The following is a 13,913-nucleotide window of genomic DNA, read 5'->3' as shown; positions in this document are numbered from 1 at the left end:
TGAGTTGTTGATGAACCGAAGCATTCTCCCCCCCTTAGCGTTTATGGCATCGACCAAAGGTGCCTTGTTGGGCGCGTTTGTATCAGAAAACCGAGGGATTCTCATGCTTAAAGAAAAGAACAGGGTTATTGTCCGGTTTCATCTCTTTATCGATGTGTTGATAACGATGCTGGCCTTTGTGGGGGCCTACTTTACCAAAAAATACCTGCTTCCCGGTGGGGCAGGGGGGCTGTCCACGGCTCCTAACTATTACACCCTTCTTTTTATGGTGACGGTTATCTGGGGGCTGACGTTTCAGGCTTTCAATTTGTATGAGCCCTATCGAAAACGAAGCCTCATGCAGGTTCTGGTTAACGCCACACAGGCCGTTTGCTTTAGCCTGCTGGTATTTGGGGCCGTTTTGTATGCATTGAAAAACCATGATGTAAGTCGCGGTATGATTCTTATTTTCGGCGGCCTCAACATGGTGATGCTTTGTGTCAGCAAGACCATAATTTATCTGGTGCTGGTTAGGATCCGGAAGCGTGGGTACAACACGCGAAATATTCTGGTTGTGGGGAGCCTTGAGCGAGCCAGGGATCCTGAGGAAAATTGAAAAGCAGAAAGGATCGGGGTACATCATCCAGGGGTGTTTGGACGTCGATTCCTCTCGCATCGGACGGGAAGTGATCCCCGGCGTGACGGTTCTCGACAATGTGGAAAAGCTTGCTGAGATTCTCAAGGAAACCGTTGTGGATGAGTTGATCTTTGCCATGCCGTTGAAGTTGATCCCAAATGCGTCCGGCTACCTGACCCTTGCAGAGAGCATGGGCGTAAGCGTCCGCATCGTGCCGGACTGGCAGATTCATAAATTGGTTTATAAACCAGGCAATGCGTCGGTTTCATTTGAAAATTTTCTACAGATTCCCACCATGAAGATGCACATGATCTCCTCGGATGCCGTGGGTTCTATGCTGAAAAATGTGTATGACTATGTTTTTTCCTGCATCATGCTGGTCGTCTCTTTACCGTTTTTTCTGGTCATCGGTCTGGCCATCAAGCTCATCTCTCCCGGGCCGGTTTTTTATAAGCAAAAGCGCATGGGGGTGAACGGGCGGTTTTTTGAGATTTACAAGTTTCGCACCATGGTTGTGGGTGCCGATACAATGCTGGACGAGTTAATGGAGGCAAATGAGAACATGGCGGCCTTTAAAGTTCGAAAAGACCCCCGGGTCATTCCATACGTCGGGACCTTTTTGAGAAAAACCAGCCTGGACGAGCTGCCCCAGTTGATCAACGTGGTGCGTGGGGAGATGAGCCTCATCGGGCCCCGGCCACCCATTCCGAGCGAGGTGAGTGAGTACGAGCTGTGGCAACGCCGAAGGCTCTCCATGAAACCAGGAATGACCTGTATCTGGCAGGTGACCCCCAATCGCAATGATGTCAGCTTTGAGGGGTGGATGAAGATGGACTTGGAGTACATAGACAACTGGTCCCTGGGGCTGGATGCAAATAGATTCTCCTGTCCACCATACGGGCTGTTGTGATGGGAAGCGGGCGATAGAACCTTTATTTCAAAGGGATACTATCAGCTTTGTTTGATATTATTTGGCACGTTTCGGTGGCGAACGTATGGAGGCATGGCAAGTGTGACGTTTTGGCCCTTTCTTGACATGAACACGCGGGGCAGCCAGGGGCTTTGGGGCCAAATAAGGTGGCCATGGATTCCCAAGGGTAGGCCGGAAACTGCCAAGGGGTGGTCCTCTTCGGCTCTTCCTGATTCCCCGGACTGGGTAGATCCTGGGCCGGAAGCCGCAGGTTTCGCAGAACAGCTGGGGCTTCACGGCTTCCATGTGAGTCACAAAATCGGATTCAGGGGCTGTTCTCTTTGAGCGACGGTGGTGTGCTGGCGATGTCACGCCGTTTATGATAGGCGACAAAGAGCCCGGGTTTTTGGCAGGCTTCGTCGTAACCGGTCAAAAAGGACTCCTCATTGAATTACTTTTCGAGGGGGAAGGGGAATCTGACCCTGGTGCCGAAGCCGAAGGCAAACGGGCGTTGCTTTTTTGAGAGAGCGTCTTGTGGCGTGTATGATTCAATTTGATTTTACCAAAAATGAAGTAAAACAACCTTTTTACGGCAAGTACTATGATAGTTGCTTTTGAGTGATTTTTGTGAAGTGCCAACCTATTATTACTTTGAAAAAACATGTAAAAAAACTTGTGCGATTAACGTCTCTTATGTTTAAGTAACTATCTGTTATCCTCCCCCCTCGGTATTGATCAGTATTCATGGCTCGGACTATCATGAATACTCTGTAGTGAAACGCATCAGGATATAACCAGATTCGGCAGCGTTGCCTTTCTTATCTTAGGCCCGAATTGTATGGGTGTGGTGTATCAATCGTTCTGATAGTGACTTGCTTACTCGGTTACGGGGTATGTTTACCTTCATAGGGTTGTCGCATTATCCCACGGATTTCGCCAGTCTCTTTTGGTGTATAAACTAATGGCTCAGGGATTCCTGATCGCCTTCGCGAAATATCCGGTATAGATACTCGAATTTTTTTGCACTGCTGCCAGTCAATGGGAAATATATCGTCAGATAGTGATGGCGATTAAATAATATAACTTCATTCGGTAGAGTGCTCCGTTTTTCTGGAGCGACCGTCTATTTAACTCATGCGCCAAGGGGGCACCATGAAAAAGTGGGGTGTAGTCGTTTTATCGGTTTGTTTGGTTTTCGGTTCGGTTTCGTTAAGTTTTGGGGCGCCGGAAGCGGAAGAGATTCCGACTTGGAAGACGGTATTGAGCGATGCCATTAAATTTGGTGGTGTCTCCGACTCCATGATGATGCAGGAAGCCCTGCAGTTTGCCATGACCAACGATGTCTCTTTGTCGGAATTTCTTTCCGAGGTTAACACGATCAATCCCGAAGCCGTCCAGGTTGCACTGACGTCCGGTTTCAAGGTGGTTGACGACAAAAGCGCTGTGATCGCTGCTGCTTCCACCGTCAATGCCGATGTCGGAACCGTTGTGACCGCAGCCATCGCTGCCGATGTTCCGGCTGCCGACATTGTTTCAGAGACCGTCAAGGCAGATCCCTCATCGGCAGGAAAGGCCGTTGCAGCAGCCATTGCCGCCAATGCATCCGCTACCGAGGTCGTAACTGCTGCCGTGACGGCGGATCCTTCCACAACCGGTGACGTAGTTGCAGCTGCGGTTGGCGCCAATGCAATGGCGGGAGATGTTGTGGCTGCCGCCGTAAAAGCAGATTCAACAACTGCGGGCACAGCGGTTACCGCCGCTCTTGATGCCGGTGCCCAGGCAGATGAGGTTGTCTCATCTGCAGTCGTCTGGATCAATCCGTCTCAAGCGAGGTGGTGGCCGCGGCCATCAACGCAGGTGAGAACGTCCTTGAGGTTGTGGGCAGCGCCATGGAGGCCGTTGCAACTTCAGACCAAATTACCGTGGGGGCCACTGAGGCAGGAATGACAGTGGACGCTGCACAAGTTGCTATGGATACGGCCACTGAAGCTCAGACCTCCACGAAATCTGATGACGATGGCTCGGAGATAGATATCGACGATACTCCGGTCACTCAGCCTCCCGTTACCATCGATAATCCGCCCTCCGAGGATGTTAGCCCCAACTAAACCATGGCGATCTTGCCAAAGACCGGAAACATGGGGCTTGGATTCCCGCTGTCACATTCGCTCTCTTATAGGCGGGCAGGGGAAATGCATCACGGTATAAGGCTCAATATGAAAGACGCGACGTGGTAGCTGTCTTGTTTATCGCGGAAATGATTTTGAGGTCGGTTTTCAGCCTTTACCATAAATAATAGGTGAAAAAGTGAGACAAACGAAGTGGATAGGGTTCGGATTTGGGATTGTGGTGTTTCTGTTGATGGCCGCGTCTGGGTGGTGTGATCTTTACTCTCAAGAGATGTTCGGGCTTGAGTCGGATGTGATTCATCCTTTTATCTCCTTTTCCGGGGAATACACGGATAACGTGTTTGCCACCAACGACGACGAAGAAGATGACCTGATCAGCTACATCACCCCAGGGGTCTGGCTGGCCCTTCCCGGAGCCGATGCCGAGGTGATCAACATTGCCGCTTCCAGCTCCGTACCGGGCGGCATGGCCCAGACCCGCTTCCAGAATGAAGAGATGGGCAGGTACCAGGGCTTTTTCAGGTATGCTCCGACCTTCGAGAATTATTTGGATTTCGATGGCGGGATTTTATCTCCATAAACTCGATGCCTATGCGGCCTGGAACCTTGCCGGGGGCCTCTCCTTTGAATTGATGGATCAATACCAGGACTCCCGGGATGCCGTAGAAAGAAGAGACGGACAGTGCTGAGTATAACAATAACCTGCTGGCGCTGACCACCTCCTATGCCATCAGCGATAAGCTGAAAGCGCGGTTGGATTTGGGCTACTACGATGTGAACTATAACTCTGACGCCCCGGAAAAAGATCGTAAAGACTTGTATGCAACGGGCTTTGTCCTTTTCGATATCCGGCCCAAGACGACGCTCTTCGGCGAGATCTCCCATACGGATATCGATTACGATACGAAAGATTTTGACAGTACGGAATTCAAGGTGTAGAGATAAATACGATGCCAGCGAGCGTATCAACGCCATGGGTAAAATTGGTTACATAAACAAGGACCTCGATGACCTCGATGAGACTGATGACACCATCGGTCTTGAGGCCTTTGTCAGTTACGACCTGAGTGACCGAATCGACCTTTGCGCCAACGCGAAAAGAGGGAATGAAGAAACCACCACCAGCCGTTTTGTCACGGAAAGTATGTTGAGCGTTTCGGGAACCTATAGTCTGACGTCGCGTATCAATTCTGCACTGCGCCTCTCTGTCTCCGAGGAAGAGTATAAGAAAATCGACAGGGACGACACCACCTATACGGTCTCACCGTCGGTTAAGTCAGCTTAACAAGCGAATCTACGGAAGCCTCGCTTATATGTATACGGACAGAAGCGCTTCCGGCCGAGACAAAAGTGACCAGAGTGATTACACGGAAAACATGATGTAGCCCGTAACAGCCTCGATGTAAGGGCAAAACGGGGCTGAGGGGAATAAAGGGGCCGGCGTGTGAATGGCTCCTTGAAGAATATGCCTTAACACGCCGGTTGGTTTGGTTTTCCCTTAGCCCTTGCCCGAACATCCCCCACACGACATTTTTTATTATCGAAGGGAATTATGAGAAATACAGCAGTGCTATTGATTCTTATTTTCTTACTTGGTCCTCTTTGTCCGGCTTTAGCGCAAAATTTCCGGGTCGGCAAAGGGGATTTGTTGTCTATCAAGGTGTATGAGCACGAAGATCTGAGCATGAATGTGAGGGTAAGTGCCGACGGCACCATCAAGATGCCCTTTATCGGAAGCGTAAAGGTGAGCGGACTGACCGGGGAAGAAATTTCCGAACACCTGATGCGTCTGTACGTGGATGAAGAGTATCTCGTGAATCCTCAGATCAATGTCTTTATTGATGAGTATCGCAGCCGTAAAGCCAATATCCTTGGGCAGGTGACTGAACCGGGGCGTTACGAGATCGACGAGGACACTTCCATCATGGTCCTTGTCACCATGGCCTCTGGGTTCACGCGCAGGGCGTATAAGAAAACGGCTCAGGTCATCCGCCGGGTCGACGGGGAGAAGCAGATTCTCGAAGACGTTGATATGGGTGATAAAGTTATTCCCGGGGATATCATTGTGATACAGGAGAGTTTTTTCTGATATGGAAGAAAGAGAGATCCACTTACGAGATTACTGGCGGGTGATTCAAAAGCGGCGGCTTACTGTCCTGACTTTTTTTATTTTAACCCTGGTCCTGACGATCATCGGGGTGTTTACCTCTAACCTTGAACCTACCTGGGAAGCCACGACCCGGCTCCTGATCGAAAAAAACGAAAGCTCTTCACCCATCATAGAGTCCCAGGGCTATGTGCGCTGGGATCCCCAGTTCCTTGAAACCCAGTTTCAGATCATTCGAAGCAAGCCTGTTGCCGTCAAGGTGGTGGAGAGGTTGGGGCTTGCCACGCGCTATGGTTCCTGGTTTCTGGAAACAGATGAAGAAAAGCGCTCGTTGTGGGAAGACGCCGTTTCGTGGGGCAGGGACGTGATGAAATCATTTTCCGCCACGGAAGGGCAGGACGAGGGGCTGGAAGGGGGGGCCGTTACCGATGTTGATATTATTGCCAAGATCTTGATCGAAGAACTGAAGATTGAGCCAACCAAGGACAGCAAGATTGTCAACATCAGCTATGAGTTCGACAACCCGGTGATTTCATCCATGGTGGTGAACGCTTTTACCCGCGCTTACATGGATGAGCTCCTTGAAATGCGTATGAAAGCCACCGGGTATACCGTGGAGTGGATGAGTAAGAAGGCCGAAGAGCAGCGAAAGCAACTTGAAGCCGCGGAAAAGGCCCTGAACGCCTACATGCGCCAACAGGACATCGTGGCCATCGAAAACAATATCAACATCGGGCCCCAGCGTGTTAACGAACTCTCCGCCAAAATGACCGTTGAGGAGACCCGCAAAGAAGAGCTTCGGGCCATTAGCGAGAGGCTGCGTACTGTCACAACCGAAGAGGCCCTTACCGTTCCGGCTGTATCGGATGATGAGGCCATTCAGGATATCCGCCGTGACCTGGTCAAAGCAGAGCAGACCATCCTGGAGCATTCCAAAAAATACGGGCGACGTCATCCGGTGATGATTCGCAGCACCAATGAGCTTGCCCTCCTTCAAGACAAACTCGCCACGGAAACCAAGCGGGTGATCCAATCCATCCAGAACAACTATGAGATGGCCCGTGAAAATGTGAAAAACCTCAAGGCACAGCTTCTGGCTGCCAAGAGCGAGGCCATCACCCTGAGCGAGAAATATGTGCAGTACAAGATTCTCAAACGGGATGTGGAGACCTATCGCCACCTGTACAACGCCCTTATCGCTAAAATCAAAGAGCAGACCCTTTCTGAAGAGGTTCAGACAGTCAGTGTCTGGACCGTGGAGGCGGCTGTTCCCCCTGTGGAGCCGGTGGATACGCATCGTGCCCGCAACCTCCTGCTCGGGGTGCTGCTCGGGCTGTTCGGCGGCGTTGGGCTCGCCTTTTTTGTGGAGTACCTGGACAATACCGTTAAGTCTGTTGAGGAAGTCGAAGAGCGTTTTGAGTTGCCTGTGCTCAGCGTGGTGTCTCAAATGGATGCCAAGGAAGGGCGTATCGAGACGGTTCTGAAAGAGGCTCCTTTATCCAGCGTTTCAGAGAGCTACAAGTCCCTGAGGGTGGCTCTGATGCTTACGAGCAAAGACACCCCGCCCCAGAGGATTCTTTTTACCAGTATGGCCCCGGCAGACGGAAAGACCACCACCGCCGTAAACCTGGCTACGGCCCTTGCCAACAGCGGGAAAAAGGTACTGATTATCGACGGGGACCTGAGAAAGCCCAACCTTGGAAATCTGCTGGGCCTTACCAGCGAAGTGGGCCTCAGTACCTACCTGAGCGGCAACAGCGATGAATCCGTTGTGGTGAAGACAGGTGTCGAGAACCTCCACGCGGCCCTGGCCGGACCGGTCCCACCCTTGCCTTCGGAACTCCTCAGCTCTGAGCGTCTCAAGGCCTTTCTGGACTCAATGTCGAAGGTCTACGATATGGTGGTGATTGACTCGCCTCCCGTCATGCCTGTTTCGGACAGCCTGATCCTGAGCCGCCTTGTGGATACCACGGTGGTGGTGGTACGCGCCGGTAAGACCACCTACGACATGCTGGACCGTGGTCTCAAGGCCATGGAGCATGTGGGGGCTGACGTAAAGGGCCTGGTGATTAACGGGGCAGGGAAGAAAAACGGCGGTTACTACTATTATGGTTATGGCGCTTATTACGGGGGCTATGCCTACGGAGGGGATGACAGGCAGAAGGCGTGTGGGTAAAAAGATCAATTGCTTATACGGGTGCCGGGTGACCTCCCGGTGATTCCATAAAAAAAGCGGAATGCATGTTTCATGCATTCCGCTTTGCTTTTAAGGCCAAGCCGTTCGGAGGTGAGCTATGGCAGTAGACCCTCGCTGAACGGCTTGCAGGGGACCGTATGGCTGCCACCATCAGTCACACCTGTCTATACACTACCGTAAAATAGGGGAGGGGTCAACGTGAAATTCAAGGCTGGCGCACTTTTCAGGGATTGGCCCACCTTGGTACGGAATGACGTGAAAGGGTAAAAAACGGGTTGACAGCATGCTGCTGGGACTGTATAAAAACGTGGTTTTTCAGACCCTCATTGGTCGTTGCAAATGGAAATGAGGTCCTGTATAAATTAACAACATGCCGAAGTGGTGGAATTGGTAGACACATAACTTAGGTACAGTTGCCGCAAGGCGTGGGAGTTCAAGTCTCCCCTTCGGTACCAATGATAAATACAAAGGGTTACGGTGAGGTCTCCGTATCCCTTTTTTTGTCCCCAGAGCCCATCTGCCGACACTTTTGCGACACTTGTCCGTTTCTCAAAAATCCCTCAAATTGGTGCATGGCGTCGACAGCCTCCTCGTCCGATACAAAATTGTATCTGTCGAACATCTCCCGGGTCGAGTGAGCTGTGATTTTCATGATGACCGTCTCATCTATTCTCGCTCGTCTCATGTTTGTTATGAAGGTGTGGCGAAGGTCGTGGAAGGTGATTCCGTCTTTTGATTTTCTACCGTAGGGGATGTCTGTGAGCTTGCAGGCCTTTTGCAGTGATCCGCGGATGTCTTTTACAGGGAGAGACTTGTAAAGGAGGGTGTAATCTGTGTGTAGGTGCCGGGGAAGATCAAGGAAGATTTCCAGAAGAGGGGAGGGGGTGAAAACGAGCCTCATCATCTTTCGTGATATCATCATCAACGGTAATCTTCCGACGCTTCAGGTTTACAATCTCATTTCTCTGCATGCCGATGTAATAGCCCGTGGCCCAGATGCTGTTTAGCATGGGGGCACTCATTGCTCTTTTCCTTTTGGCGGACGTCCCTTGCCGTACTTGGGGTCATTCTCTATAGATACCCTGATATCATGGAGAGCCGAACGAGCCGCGGCCAACTTTTCAGCAGCATCTTGGGTGTCCTCCCTGCAATGGAACTCGATTGATCAAGCTTCGCGGCACTGTTTTTCAAGGCTTTCCCGATTTTTTGTGAGTTGACGATCTATTTTCTTATGTCGTCGTTTGTCGTGGGCGGAAAAATGGACCACCAAAGCCCTGTATTCGGCGCCATAGAGAGTTACCGCTGCTTCCTGTTACCGATAAAGCCGCTGGACTATTGGTCGCCTGACCTTGGGAGAGCTCGCCGATATGGATCCAAGCATCCTCAACTCTTTCCGTCGCTCCTCGTATGGCCTAGCAGCGGTTGCTGGGCAGGAAGACGAGTGATGAACTTGATATTGTCACCGCGGAAACGTCGAGGATATTCTGTCCGATGAGCATGGCCGAGTCTGCCACATAAACTGAAGCACCGGTTCCAATGCCATGTTTAGCCAGGTGCGTTGAGATCTGGTTAGTAGTTTCGTTATTGAGCTTATTATCACTGGCACTCCCGTCTCTCACGGGTATGTTTCGGTCGGTGCAAAGAAGCGAGATCATAAGTTGCTTCAAGTCCGGTCTGTGATCTTGAAGATCGTTGGGGTTCATCGGTGTCCCCAGAAGACAGTAGAGATCCTGAGATGAGTAATAATCTGGCAATCGGTACAATGGCGTTCGGAACGACAATGTATCCATGATAAGGGGGAACAGGAAACAGGTTACGGCCTGTATCCACTTGCATCTCGCTATCAATAAGGGTGTTGAAAGTGCGCTGCGTCCATGAGGGGTTTAAACTCCTTGGCAGTGATGATCGAGACTGTCAAATAAACTGTGTATCTGGCGTTTAAATCAAAGAGGGACTCTCCCCTCAAATACAATCGAAAAATAGTTGAGAGCAGCAGCCCAGTCCCTGATGGGGCGCGACCACTTCTCAGAAGCCTTTAATATCGCCAGATACAGAACCTTTCGCACTGAATCCTCTGCTGGAAAAGCTGCCCGTTTCTTTGTAATTTTCTTCAATGATGCGTTCAAAGATTCGATAGCATTTGTCGTATAAATGACTTTACGTATCGGTTCTGGGTAACGGAAGAACGGCGCTATATTTTCCCTTTTAGAACGCCATATTTGGCCGATAATTGGGAACCTTTCTCCCCACTCTTGCTCAAATTGATCCAAAGCTCTCAAACCAGCTTCTTCTGTGGGTGCAGTGTAGATTTCCTTTAAACTCTTTACGACGTTCTTTCGCTCTTTCCAACCAACGTATCTCAAAGAATTACGCACCATATGAACGATACAGAGCTGGACTTCCGTCTGAGGAAAGACGTTCCCAATGGCTTCAGGAAAGCCCTTTAAGCCGTCAACACAAGCGACCAAAATATCTTTTACCCCTCGGCTTTGAAGCTCAGTGAGGATGCCAAGCCAAAATTTTGCACCCTCAGCCTCTCCAATCCAGAGGCCAAGAAGCTCTTTGTTACCTTCAAGGTTTACACCCAATGCCAGATAAACAGCTCGATTTTCAACATGGCTGCCTTTACGAATCTTTAGATATATTGCATCCAGGTAAACGATGGGGTAGACCGTATCCAACGGACGAGACTGCCACTGGCGAACATCATCTATGACGCTGTCGGTCACATTGCTGATCAGTGTCGGGGATACTTCAACACTATAGAGATCTTTGAGATGGCCCTGGATCTCTCTCACTGTCATTCCGCGAGCATATAGTGCAATGACCTTGTCATCAAACCCTGGAAGCCTTTTTTGGCGCTTTCTGACTAACTGAGGTTCGAAATCACCATCTCGATCCCTGGGAACCTCAATATCAAGTGAACCTCGATTCGTTACAATTGTCTTTTTTGTATTGCCATTACGGACGTTTGTCGAGCGACTCTTTTGGCGTTCATTCTTCTGGTAGCCGAGATGATCGGTCAGCTCGCCTTCCAAGGCGCGTTCCACAAGGCGTTTGGTTAAATCCTCAAGAAGTCCATCTTTATTAAATAGTTCTTTAGGGTCTTCATCTTTGAGCAACTCATCTAAAAGTGCATCTATACGACTCTGCTTTTTGGCCATGGTGACATTCTCCTTTCAGGAGGTTAATACCACAGCCAGATACACAGATAAATTTACACTCTCTGATGATCCGGTTCCTGTGTTCCTTGATTATTTCGGGAGCATTTTTGAGAGATTCAGAAACGGGCACAAGGCCTCATAGGAGACCTTGTCGTTATCGGCCGTTTTCTTCATTTTCTTAAATTTCACTGTCCTGAGGCCTGCTCTACAAGGCAGAGTTCATGACAGTGGCTTTGTTAAGGTGAACGATGAAGCTACAAACAGTTCCTCCATAGTTGTCTTGAATGAACATTTTGGGGGTGATAGTTTTTACACACTTAAAATACCCCATTGGCATTTCTGATTTTACCGCCTTTTAGCAAATTATAGAATCGCATGGATGTATCAAGTGGTTGAATCGAGTCCCAGTGTTCTACAATTCTTCCGTTTTTAAGCCGCCACGTATCTATGATGTTCATCCCTTTCCGGTCATTTCCTCGATCCTTTTCTTTTAGCGTTGCATGTGGTTGAAAAATTCCCATTGATTTAGCATCCACGTAATTGTTTTCCTCATACGTGTAAATCTGGATAAATCCTTGAACAAATTTTTCCGGAACTGCTGCCAGGCGCTGTGATTGTTCAGAAATTTCTGTTAGTAGTTGTCTGAATCGTCGTTATACTTCTCCAAAACATAGTCAAAGTTGTGATTGTTCATTAGGTTTTGTACAAAATCCGTAATCAGTTTTGCGTTTTCCGTTTCTTTTTCTGACCAGCTTTCTCTCTGCAGGGATTCAAAATTTATAACTAATTTCTCTGATTGTGCGTGAATATCGGTTGAAAAGGCGACGCAACCCACAATAAAAAAGGATAGAACGGTGATTTTCCACATAATTATTTCCTCTTAAAATATAGATGTATATCTCTACTGACCAATGCCATGTAATGCATGTCAGGCTTAGCTAACAGTAGATTTTGAAATTTATGGATTCTATCTTCAGCCCACAGGGCAAATGGAATAACTGGTTAGAAAACCCCATTTGTGTTAAGCACTGCACCACCTGTGATCCAGTAATACAAGCGCATAAAACTATCGAGAGGCTGAACCGCATCCCAGTGCTCCGTTAACTTTCCGTCTTTAACAAGCCAGGTATCAATAATATTGAACCCTTTTCGATCATTTCCCCGATGTTTTTGCACGGTTCGCTGCAGTCGAATGCAGAATGACATAGTCACCGTCGACAAAAATGTTTTTTACTTCATAGGAAAAGTCCGGAAATCGCTTTGTAAGGGTGCTGACAGAGTTAACCACCCCCTCAATGCCATCTTCCATGCTTCGATTATGCTGGATGTAAGTGGCATTTGAATACTGCTGTTCAATGAGTTCAAAATTGTGATCATTCATCAGGTGTTGTACGAATGAAAGGACAGTTTCAGCCTTTTCCTTTTGGGCCGGTGACCAGTGATCTTTTACGAATGAGTTCATCTTGTTGCGGTTTGTTTCCATGGTTTCCTCCTTTTTGAGATTATGATTTATTTTCAAGTGACTTTAGGAGCTTCATCGTTTCTTTCTGTGCTGCTTTTTCTTCCTTTCCTAACTCAAAAAAGCAAATTGTACCGTTTGGGTTATAGCACCCATTACAGGCTATACATGCAGCATCCTGCCTGTCGCCTGCCATCCACCTTTCGACAAGTTCCGGTTCACGAATCAGGGGGCGTGACATGGATATTGCCGCTATGTTTGTTTCTGAAAGAATACGATCAATAGTATCAATATTTCTGAGCCCACCGACAAGAATAACCGGAACAGATACGTTGTTGGCCACTTTTTCCGCATATTCGAGATGATAGGCTGTATGTTTTTTTGATCGGCTTGGTGCGTATTTACCAGTCAGGGTTCCGCCGCTTACCTCAATGGCATCGATTCCATTTTTTGCTAATTCGTTTACAATTAAAAGAAAATCCTCTTCTTTTAACCCTTCATCTGTTGGATGAAAGTCTGAACAATTCAGCTTGATCCAAACAGGGTAGTCTTTTCCGCATTTTGTTTTAATTTCGTTTAATATTTCGACAAGAATACGGGCGTTTTTAACAGGTGAACCACCATAATCATCTGTTCTTTTATTAAAAGCCGGACTTAAAAATTTGTAATAAGGTGAACCATGAATCTGTACACCGTCAAATCCAGATTTTTTAGCTATTAAAGCGGCGTTGCTAAATTCTGTAATAAACTCTCCTATCTGTTGTTTCGTAAATGACAGAGGGGTAATACCACTGACAGGATCAGCTACCTCTGAAGGACCATAGACCTGCCCCTTTGGCGGAGATAATAGTTGAGAACCTGAATGGTTGATTTGAGTCACGATTTTAGATCCATGTTGATGAACGGTTTCGGTTAATTTTTGTAATCCTGGCAGTGAGGCCTCATTCAAAGCCACCGTTCCTTTACTGTGGTGGTCGGTTTCTGAAAAAACATGGTACCCCGTGATGATCAGCCCTACATGACCTTTAGCAAGATTACGATACGTATCTAACAACAGGTCACTGACCTGCCCGTTCTTTGCGGTCCCTTCATGAGTGGCTGATCGAAAAATCCTGTTTTTCACTTCAATGCCACCTACACTGGTTTTTTCAAATGTTGATTTTGTTTTCATTTTCATTCCTTGTTTATTGATTTTGTACTGTTTGCTTAGTGATTGGCGAAATTCATGAAAGGCATAAACCCTCACCTAAAGAACTGCCTCGTCATGACCTCGAAACTTATTTTTCATATCATTTTCTCCTTAACCTCAATGTTATAGTAGACCGGTCGTC

The 13,913-nt window shown here is 48.4% G+C and carries 15 protein-coding genes and 1 tRNA gene; 10 read left to right on the top strand and 6 right to left on the bottom strand.

Annotated features, from left to right (window positions below; all coding sequences use genetic code 11):
• Window positions 1-10 precede the first annotated feature (10 nt).
• From ACOYW1_RS12945 to ACOYW1_RS12900, 10 genes are all read left to right on the top strand, one after another.
• Window positions 11-595: a Rossmann-fold NAD(P)-binding domain-containing protein gene (locus tag ACOYW1_RS12945; protein WP_482423118.1), complete on the top strand. Its 585-nt coding sequence runs from the start codon at window positions 11-13 to the stop codon at window positions 593-595.
• Window positions 564-1,526 (top strand): sugar transferase, encoded by a 963-nt coding sequence (locus ACOYW1_RS12940; protein WP_482423117.1) that lies wholly within the window; start codon window positions 564-566, stop codon window positions 1,524-1,526. The genes ACOYW1_RS12945 and ACOYW1_RS12940 overlap by 32 nt, the downstream gene beginning before the upstream one ends.
• Before the next feature lie 1,152 nt (window positions 1,527-2,678).
• Window positions 2,679-3,473: a hypothetical protein gene (locus ACOYW1_RS12935; protein ID WP_482423116.1), complete on the top strand. Its 795-nt coding sequence runs from the start codon at window positions 2,679-2,681 to the stop codon at window positions 3,471-3,473.
• A gap of 399 nt (window positions 3,474-3,872) precedes the next feature.
• On the top strand, window positions 3,873-4,235 hold the full coding sequence (locus ACOYW1_RS12930) for a hypothetical protein (RefSeq protein ID WP_482423115.1): 363 nt from the start codon (window positions 3,873-3,875) through the stop codon (window positions 4,233-4,235).
• Window positions 4,213-4,344, top strand: a complete 132-nt coding sequence (locus tag ACOYW1_RS12925) for a hypothetical protein (protein WP_482423114.1) — start codon at window positions 4,213-4,215, stop codon at window positions 4,342-4,344. Before ACOYW1_RS12930 ends, ACOYW1_RS12925 begins: the two co-directional genes overlap by 23 nt.
• A gap of 85 nt (window positions 4,345-4,429) precedes the next feature.
• Window positions 4,430-4,594, top strand: coding sequence for a hypothetical protein (locus ACOYW1_RS12920; protein WP_482423113.1), 165 nt, complete (start codon window positions 4,430-4,432; stop codon window positions 4,592-4,594).
• Window positions 4,595-4,628: 34 nt separating this feature from the next.
• Window positions 4,629-4,940: a hypothetical protein gene (locus ACOYW1_RS12915; RefSeq protein WP_482423112.1), complete on the top strand. Its 312-nt coding sequence runs from the start codon at window positions 4,629-4,631 to the stop codon at window positions 4,938-4,940.
• A gap of 267 nt (window positions 4,941-5,207) precedes the next feature.
• Window positions 5,208-5,744 carry a polysaccharide biosynthesis/export family protein gene (locus ACOYW1_RS12910; protein WP_482423111.1) on the top strand — a complete coding sequence of 179 codons (537 nt, stop codon included), beginning with the start codon at window positions 5,208-5,210 and terminating at the stop codon, window positions 5,742-5,744.
• 1 nt (window position 5,745) lies between these two features.
• Window positions 5,746-7,938, top strand: a complete 2,193-nt coding sequence (locus ACOYW1_RS12905; RefSeq protein WP_482423110.1) for a GumC family protein — start codon at window positions 5,746-5,748, stop codon at window positions 7,936-7,938.
• Window positions 7,939-8,331: 393 nt separating this feature from the next.
• Window positions 8,332-8,414, top strand: a tRNA-Thr gene (locus tag ACOYW1_RS12900).
• A 17-nt stretch (window positions 8,415-8,431) separates the two neighbouring features.
• On the opposite strand, the gene ACOYW1_RS12895 is transcribed toward ACOYW1_RS12900, so the two are convergent.
• The 6 genes from ACOYW1_RS12895 to ACOYW1_RS12870 all read right to left on the bottom strand — a co-directional run bounded on the left by ACOYW1_RS12895 (window position 8,432) and on the right by ACOYW1_RS12870 (window position 13,828).
• Complete coding sequence (locus tag ACOYW1_RS12895; protein ID WP_482423109.1) at window positions 8,432-8,881, bottom strand: tyrosine-type recombinase/integrase; 450 nt, start codon at window positions 8,879-8,881, stop codon at window positions 8,432-8,434.
• A 1,021-nt stretch (window positions 8,882-9,902) separates the two neighbouring features.
• Entirely contained in the window at window positions 9,903-11,123 is a 1,221-nt protein-coding gene (locus tag ACOYW1_RS12890) for an IS256 family transposase (protein WP_482423108.1), read from the bottom strand.
• Window positions 11,124-11,440: 317 nt separating this feature from the next.
• The gene (locus tag ACOYW1_RS12885; RefSeq protein ID WP_482423107.1) at window positions 11,441-11,659 is read right to left on the bottom strand and encodes a hypothetical protein; all 219 of its coding nucleotides are present in this window, start codon (window positions 11,657-11,659) and stop codon (window positions 11,441-11,443) included.
• Between the two features lie 95 nt (window positions 11,660-11,754).
• On the bottom strand, window positions 11,755-11,991 hold the full coding sequence (locus ACOYW1_RS12880) for a hypothetical protein (RefSeq protein WP_482423106.1): 237 nt from the start codon (window positions 11,989-11,991) through the stop codon (window positions 11,755-11,757).
• Window positions 11,992-12,276: 285 nt separating this feature from the next.
• Window positions 12,277-12,606, bottom strand: coding sequence for a nuclear transport factor 2 family protein (locus ACOYW1_RS12875; protein ID WP_482423105.1), 330 nt, complete (start codon window positions 12,604-12,606; stop codon window positions 12,277-12,279).
• Between the two features lie 19 nt (window positions 12,607-12,625).
• Window positions 12,626-13,828: an NADH:flavin oxidoreductase gene (locus tag ACOYW1_RS12870; RefSeq protein WP_482423104.1), complete on the bottom strand. Its 1,203-nt coding sequence runs from the start codon at window positions 13,826-13,828 to the stop codon at window positions 12,626-12,628.
• Between the last annotated feature and the right edge of the window lie 85 nt (window positions 13,829-13,913).

The organism is Desulfoluna sp. CYM3A, assembly GCF_056829965.1.
This window is presented reverse-complemented; position numbering and strand designations above follow the sequence as displayed.

Coding starts and splice junctions, on each gene's coding strand:
- ACOYW1_RS12945 (WP_482423118.1), top strand. CDS start 11: ATGAACCGAAGCATTCTCCCCCCCTTAGCGTTTATGGCATCGACCAAA.
- ACOYW1_RS12935 (WP_482423116.1), top strand. CDS start 2,679: ATGAAAAAGTGGGGTGTAGTCGTTTTATCGGTTTGTTTGGTTTTCGGT.
- ACOYW1_RS12925 (WP_482423114.1), top strand. CDS start 4,213: ATGGCGGGATTTTATCTCCATAAACTCGATGCCTATGCGGCCTGGAAC.
- ACOYW1_RS12915 (WP_482423112.1), top strand. CDS start 4,629: ATGGGTAAAATTGGTTACATAAACAAGGACCTCGATGACCTCGATGAG.
- ACOYW1_RS12910 (WP_482423111.1), top strand. CDS start 5,208: ATGAGAAATACAGCAGTGCTATTGATTCTTATTTTCTTACTTGGTCCT.
- ACOYW1_RS12905 (WP_482423110.1), top strand. CDS start 5,746: ATGGAAGAAAGAGAGATCCACTTACGAGATTACTGGCGGGTGATTCAA.
- ACOYW1_RS12895 (WP_482423109.1), bottom strand. CDS start 8,881: ATGATGATATCACGAAAGATGATGAGGCTCGTTTTCACCCCCTCCCCT.
- ACOYW1_RS12890 (WP_482423108.1), bottom strand. CDS start 11,123: ATGGCCAAAAAGCAGAGTCGTATAGATGCACTTTTAGATGAGTTGCTC.
- ACOYW1_RS12880 (WP_482423106.1), bottom strand. CDS start 11,991: ATGTGGAAAATCACCGTTCTATCCTTTTTTATTGTGGGTTGCGTCGCC.
- ACOYW1_RS12875 (WP_482423105.1), bottom strand. CDS start 12,606: ATGGAAACAAACCGCAACAAGATGAACTCATTCGTAAAAGATCACTGG.